The 8403-nt window shown below is 39.7% G+C and carries 10 protein-coding genes, 1 pseudogene and 1 riboswitch; of the genes and pseudogenes, 3 read left to right on the top strand and 8 right to left on the bottom strand.

Translation table 11 applies throughout. The features are described from left to right. Positions 1-89, top strand: an 89-nt coding sequence (locus J7E77_RS31865) for an IS3 family transposase (protein WP_214717947.1), incomplete at its 5' end; no start/stop codon positions are given. Positions 90-308: 219 nt separating this feature from the next. On the opposite strand, the gene queF is transcribed toward J7E77_RS31865, so the two are convergent. Then, complete coding sequence (gene queF, locus J7E77_RS26015; RefSeq protein ID WP_088089713.1) at positions 309-809, bottom strand: preQ(1) synthase; 501 nt, start codon at positions 807-809, stop codon at positions 309-311. A gap of 127 nt (positions 810-936) precedes the next feature. Continuing rightward, positions 937-983, bottom strand: a riboswitch (PreQ1 riboswitch). A 188-nt stretch (positions 984-1171) separates the two neighbouring features. Between queF and J7E77_RS26010 the strand changes: the two genes are divergently transcribed. Beyond that, positions 1172-2083 (top strand): DMT family transporter, encoded by a 912-nt coding sequence (locus J7E77_RS26010; protein ID WP_214717920.1) that lies wholly within the window; start codon positions 1172-1174, stop codon positions 2081-2083. A 91-nt stretch (positions 2084-2174) separates the two neighbouring features. Here the strand turns inward: J7E77_RS26010 and J7E77_RS26005 are convergent, their stop codons facing one another. The 3 genes and pseudogenes from J7E77_RS26005 to J7E77_RS25995 form a co-directional block, all read right to left on the bottom strand. Beyond that, positions 2175-2321, bottom strand: a complete 147-nt coding sequence (locus J7E77_RS26005) for an anti-repressor SinI family protein (RefSeq protein WP_214717917.1) — start codon at positions 2319-2321, stop codon at positions 2175-2177. A 387-nt stretch (positions 2322-2708) separates the two neighbouring features. Then, positions 2709-2999, bottom strand: coding sequence for a hypothetical protein (locus tag J7E77_RS26000; protein ID WP_214717915.1), 291 nt, complete (start codon positions 2997-2999; stop codon positions 2709-2711). 246 nt (positions 3000-3245) lie between these two features. Then, positions 3246-3405 (bottom strand): annotated as a pseudogene (locus tag J7E77_RS25995) (Crp/Fnr family transcriptional regulator); the annotation flags it as partial. A 228-nt stretch (positions 3406-3633) separates the two neighbouring features. Here J7E77_RS25995 and J7E77_RS25990 point away from each other — a divergent pair. Continuing rightward, the gene (locus tag J7E77_RS25990) at positions 3634-3852 is read left to right on the top strand and encodes a spore germination protein (protein ID WP_214717912.1); all 219 of its coding nucleotides are present in this window, start codon (positions 3634-3636) and stop codon (positions 3850-3852) included. 166 nt (positions 3853-4018) lie between these two features. Here J7E77_RS25990 and J7E77_RS25985 read toward each other — a convergent pair whose 3' ends face one another. The 4 genes from J7E77_RS25985 to J7E77_RS25970 form a co-directional block, all read right to left on the bottom strand. Continuing rightward, the gene (locus J7E77_RS25985; protein WP_214717909.1) at positions 4019-4264 is read right to left on the bottom strand and encodes a hypothetical protein; all 246 of its coding nucleotides are present in this window, start codon (positions 4262-4264) and stop codon (positions 4019-4021) included. Between the two features lie 224 nt (positions 4265-4488). Further along, positions 4489-5820, bottom strand: coding sequence for a C40 family peptidase (locus tag J7E77_RS25980; RefSeq protein WP_214717906.1), 1332 nt, complete (start codon positions 5818-5820; stop codon positions 4489-4491). A 313-nt stretch (positions 5821-6133) separates the two neighbouring features. After that, entirely contained in the window at positions 6134-7279 is a 1146-nt protein-coding gene (locus J7E77_RS25975) for an ABC transporter permease (RefSeq protein ID WP_214717903.1), read from the bottom strand. Continuing rightward, a complete protein-coding gene (locus tag J7E77_RS25970) occupies positions 7279-8391 on the bottom strand; it encodes an ABC transporter permease (RefSeq protein ID WP_214717902.1) in 1113 nt (370 codons plus the stop codon). Before J7E77_RS25970 ends, J7E77_RS25975 begins: the two co-directional genes overlap by 1 nt. Between the last annotated feature and the right edge of the window lie 12 nt (positions 8392-8403).

Below are 8403 nucleotides of genomic sequence, written 5' to 3'. Positions count from 1 at the left end.
AAGATTACGTTAAACATTATAATGAAGAACGCATTCAAGAAAAATTAGGCTACCAAACGCCCGTTGAATTTGGAAGTATGGCAGCCTAATAAGGGTGTTTTATCTCTGTCTCAAATCACTAGGACAGTCTAGGTTCCGTGGCTTTTTAACAAAATTATAAAAAAAAAAAACGCTTACTGGCGGATAAGCTATGTTTACTGGCGGATAAGAACATGTTACTGTCCAAGATGTATTAAACCTCCATAAGTCTCCTCTACATCAGATCGCAACCACAATACAAATAAGGCCGGAATCCCGGCCTCATTTTACTAACGATTATCCACTTTCTCCGGATAAAGATCATGGTTCATTAAACGGAAATTTGCCATCTCCTCGTACTTAGTTCCCGGCTTCCCATAGTTACACCATGGATCAATCGAAATCCCGCCGCGTGGAGTGAACTTTCCCCAAACCTCAATATATCTCGGGTCAAGCAGCTTAATTAAATCATTCATGATGATATTCACACAATCCTCATGGAAATCTCCATGATTCCTGAAACTGAAAAGATATAACTTCAATGACTTACTCTCAACAATCTTTTGATCCGGTACATACGAAATATACATCGTCGCAAAATCCGGCTGGCGCGTCAACGGACATAAACTAGTAAACTCCGGGCAATTAAATTTTACAAAATAATCACGATCTGGATGAAGATTATCGACCGCCTCCAATACCTCTGGAGCATATTCAAATGAATAGGTAGTCCCTTGATTACCTAATAAAGTTAAATCCTTTAAACCTTCTTCATGGCTTCTGCCAGACATACAAAAACCCCCTTGTAATCTGTCCCGATACTTCACTAAAGTAGAGTTTCCCGCAGCAGCTCTATTTTTCAAACTAAAAGGATCCCACAAAAAAGCCACGTCCAGTATGGACATGGCCTAAAGTCATGTATCCATAGTTTTTTATAGAGGGTATCAGCTATGAACCTCTCCCGCAAGTACGGGCATTCTCTTCTTCATATCATATAGAACACCTCAACATTCGTCAATGGCAGATCAAGGCAAATTTTTGCAGCGCTGGTGCCTGACACCATGTGGTATAATAAAAAATATTTGCCACGACTTTCGGGTTGCGAAATTCTTATATTATGAAAAAGCCCTGTCAAAAGGCAAAGGGGGATATGATGAAACAACAAGAAATAGGGTCACGATCGATTGGGCTGCCGCTAACCATTTCAATCATTGCCATCTCATTTTCGGCTATATTTGTCAAATGGTCAGACGCACCGGCCTCAATTTTGAGTATGTACCGGATGTGGTTTGCTAGTATCTTAATGGTTCCCATCGTCTGGAAAAAACGCAGTGAATTTAATAATATCATGAAAAAAGATTGGTTCTTTTTATTTTTCTCAGGCTTCTTTCTAGCCCTGCACTTTGTCCTTTGGTTCGGGTCCTTGAAATTAACAACCGTCGCAAGCTCGACCATTATCCTTGCCTTGCAGCCAATTGTCTCCTTGCTCGGAGGTTTTCTCCTATTTAAGGAACGAACCACCTTGTCCGCATTGATGACCATGGGTATTGCCATTATCGGAGCGATGATGATTGGCTGGGGGGATTTCGGTTTAAGCAACGATGCAATCATGGGGGACCTGCTGTCGTTTTTCAGTGTCATCTCAGTGGTTGGCTACTTATTAATCGGTCAGACGATCGTCAAAAAGGTATCACATTGGCTTTATAGCTTTTGCGTATTTTTCTCGGCTTCAATTATTCTTACCATCTATAACCTCACAACAGGAGTTTCCTTAACTGGATATCCTGCCAAGGAATGGGGCATCTTCTTGTTACTCGCCACCGTTCCAACGGTCAGTCACGTGATCAATAACTGGCTTTTAAACTACGTCAATGCGACAACAATCTCGATGAGTATTTTAGGCGAACCCGTCGGTGCCACCATTCTAGCGGTCCTATTATTAAATGAACATCTCGTCAGCTGGCAAATTGTCGGCGGCCTGCTCGTCCTGCTCGGTGTCTTCTTCTTTTTAAGCCAGCAGCAAAAACCACTGCCACAAGCGGTAAAAGAAGGCACTTTTAATTAGCCATTAAGAGAACAATCGTACAGAAAACAGGGGCTAAGATTAGTCCCTTTTTGAATACATTTATGTAGTGTGATCAATCACATTGTAATAATCAGTTTTGCTCTTTCATACCATTTACCTCATTCTGTTTTAGAAAACTCTTGATCGTTTCTACGGATAATCCAAGTTCTTTTGCTTCCAAAATTAGCGCAAACCATTCCTTATCAATAACCGTAACATCACTTTCTGAAACATTCATATTCTTCCTCCTAAAATGCTCTCCGTACTCAATTATCCATTTATCTTTTAAATAGTCTATACTGCTCAATATAAGCTATTATATCTAGTACTTTTATAACAATGTGTTGGATTCTGTCGTATTTATAAAATTTTTCCAACTATTATCCGCTGAATTATGCCAAATTATTACAAATCCCTACACCGCCCTTCTTAGAAATTAAGATAACCAAATCTTTAACATACCAAAAAGGGCTGCTTACAAAAGACATGAATATGCCTCTTGAAGCAGCCCTTTAGTAAGATTTATTTACCTGAGTTTCCTTTCCGTACCTCTAGTCGTATTTCCTGCGACGCACCCTTTAAGCGGGTCCATTGAACCTTCTGCCTATCAACTATTTTCCCTATTTTACAGCTTCCAAGTTGGGAAATCCGTTTCTTTTTGTTTTTCATACTCTTTCATTCTTGAGTAAGAGTTTGATAGCTTTGATAAAATGTATCCTTGAGGGCTTGTTGTTTCCACTTGTTTGCTTAACTCTTGAATTTTTATATTCGTAAACATGTTTGACACTTGAGCTAAATTTTCAATCGTGTCCATTAATTCAGGGTTATCATTGTAATTGCTTTTGGCGATATAGTAAATATAATCAAGTTTGTTCCTTATGTGCTTTAGCGTCTCGAGATCAAATTGTTCAGTCATTACATCACCCCTTATCTTAAAGCATATGGAACAAAAGGTGATTTGGAACAAAATCCAAAAATAAATTTTTGTGGCAAAAAATAAAGGATGGCCACTTAAACGGAAATCAATGAAATCTCCATATCGGATGGCATTATATGAGTTTGAACTTAAAATAGAAAAGCAGAAGTGAAACCCTAAGGTCTACTTCTGCTTTTTGATGTTCATTTAAGCTGTGACTTTTGCTTTTTCGTGATCTGGACCTTTTACTGGGTTCGCAATGGCTCCTTTTAAGAATCCAGCCGCATCGAAGCCGCCTGTTAATTTATGAAAACCTGCTGTAAACCAAGGAATAGCCAAGGTATAAACGTAAGACAGTTAAGATAGCGGCAGCGATTTTATTTTCTCTTAAAAATTTGTTAAACATAATTCATTCCGCCTTTCAATTTTTGTTTGTTCTTTATGATTACACTATATTCCCTTTTTCTGTTAAACAACATCGAGATAGTGACAAGTTCACAGTTTGTTTAAAATGTTTTGACGAACTGTTGAACAGCCCCAAAAGAAATGCATCAAACCCTACAGTCATTGCTTTCGAACCATTCCCTTTAAGTTGGCATATAGTAAGTTATTAAAATGCAAAGGATGTTCATCTATGTCAGAATTTCCAGCTCCAGTGAAGATTGATACAGTCAGTGGCGGGATTGTTCAATTTGGCAATTCGTTGTTTATTTCTCCTAAGAGCGCCTCGAAAAGCACACATGGCTCAGGCTCAACAAATTCAGGGCTTCATGTCACAACTATTACTGGTCAAAGTACAACCACTTCGGTCAATGCGGATCTACTTGACCAACCCATCGTGCAGGATAACTAACCAGGTTTATAAGGGTATAGACTGGGGGGTTCTAAAGTATCATGACCCGCAGAAATTCTAATCAAAGCAAAAAGACGACTCGGAAGCCCGAATCGTCTTTCTTTAAATAGAACAGTTAAGCACTTACTTTTGCTTTTTCGTGATCAGTTTCTATTTTTCCAGCTGATTAACAACTGAGATCGTTTATTTCAGAATCTGGTGAGAAAATCCCACCGAGATATTCAGCGTGTTCGAGATATTGTTGCACAAAGTCCTTCAATGTCATCGGGATGCCCGTATCTTCTAACCAATAATCATAACTAATCGCCAAAGTCTTTTTGATCATGTCATTTTCTAGCCAGTTAGGGGCTAATTTATGCTCAAGACCGGCAAGGACATTAGCAATTTCTTGAATTGTGGTTATGTTTATCACCTTCTTAGAAAAAAGTTATATCACCTTTTTCTAGTATATGTGATGATCGGCAAAAAAAATTCTAAAACCACTCCATTTCCTTTAGTTCGCAGTCGGTGTCACATTCCTTCTATTTCTCACCGAGTTCTGTCGCTTAGACGCAAAATTATATAACTGAAACATGTTGATCTATACCAAACAGGCTTGGAGTTTTCCTCCAAGCCTTTTTTTCTATTAACTTATATCTAATGCAATACTCTTGCTGCAGTTGTAAACTTAGCCGGATTATACGTAGCAATTTTCACAACATCACCCGTTTGCGGGGCATGTATATATTTCCCGCCTCCAATATATATGCCGACATGATAGGCAGGGTTACCCCTAAATACCAAATCACCTTTCTGTACATCATACGGAGAAATTCTGGTTCCTACATCTTGTTGGTCACGGGATACCCTTGGGAGACTAATACCAACATATCGGTACACATATTGAGTGAACCCTGAGCAGTCAAACCCGCTTGGAGATGACCCGCCCCAAACGTATGGAACGCCCAAATATTGTTTAGCGGCTGCTATTAACGCATTTGCCTTGTCAGAGTTAGTCGCTTGAATTGTCGGCGAACTGGAAGCTGATGGGCTCTTTACCGAAGACTGTGGTGCCTGTTGTCTTGGCCTTTCTGGTGCTTGTTGCTGTACTTCTTCTGGTACTTGTTGCCGTACTTCTTCTGGTGCTTGTTGCTGTGCCTCTTCTTGTGCTTGTTGCTGTGCCTTTTCTTGTGCTTGTTGCCGTGCATCTTCTTGTGCTTGCTGCTGTGCCTTTTCTTGTGCTTGCTGCTGTGCCTTTTCTTGTGCTTCTTGCCGTGCCTTTTCTTGTGCTTCTTGGCGTGCTTTATCTTGAGCATTTTTTTGTGTTTGTTGTTTAGCTAGTTCCGTTTGTTGTTGCTTTAAGGTACTTTTTGAATCAGCCAATAGCTGGTTCATTTCTACTTTATCTGCTTCAACCTTTTTCTGTTCAGAAGTTAATTCATCCTGACTCCTTTTTAATTGGGTTAATTCGTTTTCAAGCTTTTGCTCTGCACCTTTTAAGGTTTCTTCTTTTTCTGCTAGAGCCTTCATGATATCTGTATTACTTTCAAGAATTTGCATAACTGCAGTAGATCGAGTTAATAACTGAGAAAAATCTTCAGAAGAAATGATAAATTCTGCGTAAGTGATAATGGACTGTTTCCCTTGTGCCTGCATGGTTCTTAGTCTTGTAGAATAGTAGTCTTTGTTCGTTTCTAAGTCTTTTCTTGCATCTTCAATTTCAGCCTTTGTATCTTCGATTTGACCTTGTTGCGCTTTAATATCATCATTTAGTTGTTTGCTTTTTTCCATTCCCATGATGATTCGGTTGTCTAGTTGTTGTATCTTTGTTTCTATGTCTTCAATTTGTTCCTCTGTCTGGTTGATTTGTCCTCTTGTCTCAATGATTTGTCCTTGGGTAACAGGTTTACTTGCAAAAGTAGGGGTTGCTTGCACGATCGTAGTTAAAAGAGCAACCGATAGCGTAAATATTAATGTTTTCCGTTTCAAACTATAATCACCTTTTCTTAGAGAAAATTATTCCAATTCGTATAATTATAGTTTAAGTTTGTTTGGGAATAATAACAATGGAACTGAGATGAATGTAATAAATTTGTAATGTTATGTAGAAACTTCATAGAAAGCGTCGAATGTAGAACCTAGTTTTCGTGAGAGAATGTTAACTTTCGTCATTTTTCAATATATAAAGGAAAATTGAGAGAATAAGAGAAGAGTGGCAGGGAAATGTCCCAAAAAAACCTCGAAGAATACAGTCTTCGAGGTTTGTTCTGGATTTTGAGGCAGGTACATCGCATATCCTTATTTAGACAAAAGTCTGTGTAGAATTATTTCTACTAAATCGATACACCGCAATCAAGAAAAACGCAGCGGCAAAGGCGAATAGAATCATGAAATTTAAATACAACCCACTAAATTCATTTCCTTCCTGAAGCTTCGTTAACGTATCCAATGTCCAGCGCTGCGGCAGGAAATTAGCAATTTTCTGTAACGATTTCGGCATCACTTCCACCGGCCAGAAGCAGCCGGAAAGCATGACGGTCGGGGTGATAATTAAATTTTGTAAGGCGCCCGCGGCACTGCGGCTGTTTGAAAAAGAAACAATCACTAATGAAATCCCTACGGAAATCAATGAAAATAGCAGCATGACGAACGCCGCTGACCAAAAGGACATATTGATGCCAATATCAAAGATACTTTTCATAATCGTTAACGTGATCAGCACCTGTATCGTCATCACAATCATGTTGACCATGACATTGGAGAAGATATACTTCCTAGCATTAATCGGAGTTGATAATAACCGAAAATAGGTGCGGTTTTCTTTTTCTAAAAGGATGATCTCGGACATATTGCAGGCTGACATCAGCATGATCATAATCAGGAAGCCAATCGTTTGGTTGGTCATAAACTTGTTTTTTGAAGAATCTTCTAAAGCATTTGTGGTCAGCTTATAATCTGTTTGCTGGTAATCCTGATACATCTGCTCAAAAGTCTGTTGATTACCTCCCGCAACATAACTGATCGTCGCAATATTATCGATATACTGATGTAAATAAGATTTCACGTATGCGGTAATTGCTGCACCCTTGATCGAGGTTAGTTGGATATGGTCAGGCTCCCCAGCCAAGACACTGTCAGAATATCCTTTTTCAAAGGTAATTACACTATCTAGATCGCCAGACGAGATTTGATCTTGAACATCGGCCGTGGTAATCTTGGAAATTTCCACATTCTCTAATCTTTTTAAAAATTGGATTGTATCCGTAGTAATCTTGCTTGTGTCCTGATTAACAATTCCAACATGGAGGATTGTTTTTTGATCGCCGCCATAGACTAGCAGGGAGATAAAAATTCCGATTAACGGCATACATAGATACATAATAATGTTTTTCTTTTTTCGAAACGTCACACGTAACGTGTTCTGAATTAACCAGAGGATATCCTTCATTATAGCCCCTCCCGTCTTTGCAAAGAAATGATCGCCACGAGTAAAAATAAGAGCGCCCCGCCAAGATTGATCGTTAGTGCCGGAATAGCTGCGGCAAAGTCATTCGCATAAATAATCTTTGTCAGCGCTGTATTCATCCAGGTTAGCGGCGAAAGCTCGGTAATCAGCTTGAAAATGCCTTCTGGGTTGTCAATTTTAAAATAAGCCCCGCCAAAAAAGGACGATAACTGCACAAACAGCATGATAATCACTCTCGGACCTGCACTTGTTTTTGACAGGAAGCTGACGCCAATCCCCATGCTGACCGCAAACACGACTTCTGTCAGCAGAACAAGGAATACCAATCCAAGATGTTCGCCCCAATTGGCTTTGAAAATGAGCTTGCTAAACAGGATGACGAGCAGGATACAGATGCTATTACTAACGAGACTCCCGAGCACTTTCCCGATGAAAATTTCACTTTTTCGTACTGGAGAAGCAATCAGGCGGTCCGCTGTCTTGCGAACTCTTTCGCTTACGATTAACGAGCTTGACGACATCGCACCGTAAAGAACAATCATCGTTGTGATGACAATTGCATAATAATCCATCGATCCCGGCTGTTTATCGGGAAGCAGCGATGTTTCCTTAATGAAATTTGCCGGCTTTTCACGCGTGAAGGCACTTTCCAGCTTTTGCGGAGCCACCTTCATGACTTCAGAAGCAATATTGTATTGATCGACAAAGGAGGAGAGCATCCCTTGCAGAATATTTCCTTCAATACTGGTCCCATTATTGACATAGAGCTGAATCCCTTTATCGGTTACTTCTATATAACCATCATAGTTACCTTGCTTCACTTCTTTTTCGCCATCGCTATGTTCAGTTGCCTTTTTAAAATGAAGCCCTGATTTTTTGGCCTCAGTGATGAAGTGAGGAAAGTACTCACCCTTCGTTGTATCTTTATATAAGACATCGATATCATCGACGCGCAGACTGGTCGTAAACGTGTTCGACAGTGCCGTTCCAAGGACGAGCATTAACACAATTGGGAAAGCTAACATAAAAAACAAGGTTCGGGTATCCCGGAAGTCTGTTTTAATACCCTTCCACGCGATATTGAGTATGTTCAAAGTGAGTCCCCC

This window comes from Bacillus sp. ISL-77 (assembly GCF_018613105.1).
Note: the sequence above shows the minus strand (reverse complement) of the source record. Positions and strands in the feature narration are given on the sequence as shown.

Coding starts and splice junctions, on each gene's coding strand:
- queF (WP_088089713.1), bottom strand. CDS start 809: ATGTCTGGCAGAAGCCATGAAGAAGGTTTAAAGGATTTAACTTTATTA.
- J7E77_RS26005 (WP_214717917.1), bottom strand. CDS start 2,321: ATGAATGTTTCAGAAAGTGATGTTACGGTTATTGATAAGGAATGGTTT.
- J7E77_RS25975 (WP_214717903.1), bottom strand. CDS start 7,279: ATGAAGGATATCCTCTGGTTAATTCAGAACACGTTACGTGTGACGTTT.
- J7E77_RS26000 (WP_214717915.1), bottom strand. CDS start 2,999: ATGACTGAACAATTTGATCTCGAGACGCTAAAGCACATAAGGAACAAA.
- J7E77_RS25990 (WP_214717912.1), top strand. CDS start 3,634: ATGTCAGAATTTCCAGCTCCAGTGAAGATTGATACAGTCAGTGGCGGG.
- J7E77_RS26010 (WP_214717920.1), top strand. CDS start 1,172: ATGAAACAACAAGAAATAGGGTCACGATCGATTGGGCTGCCGCTAACC.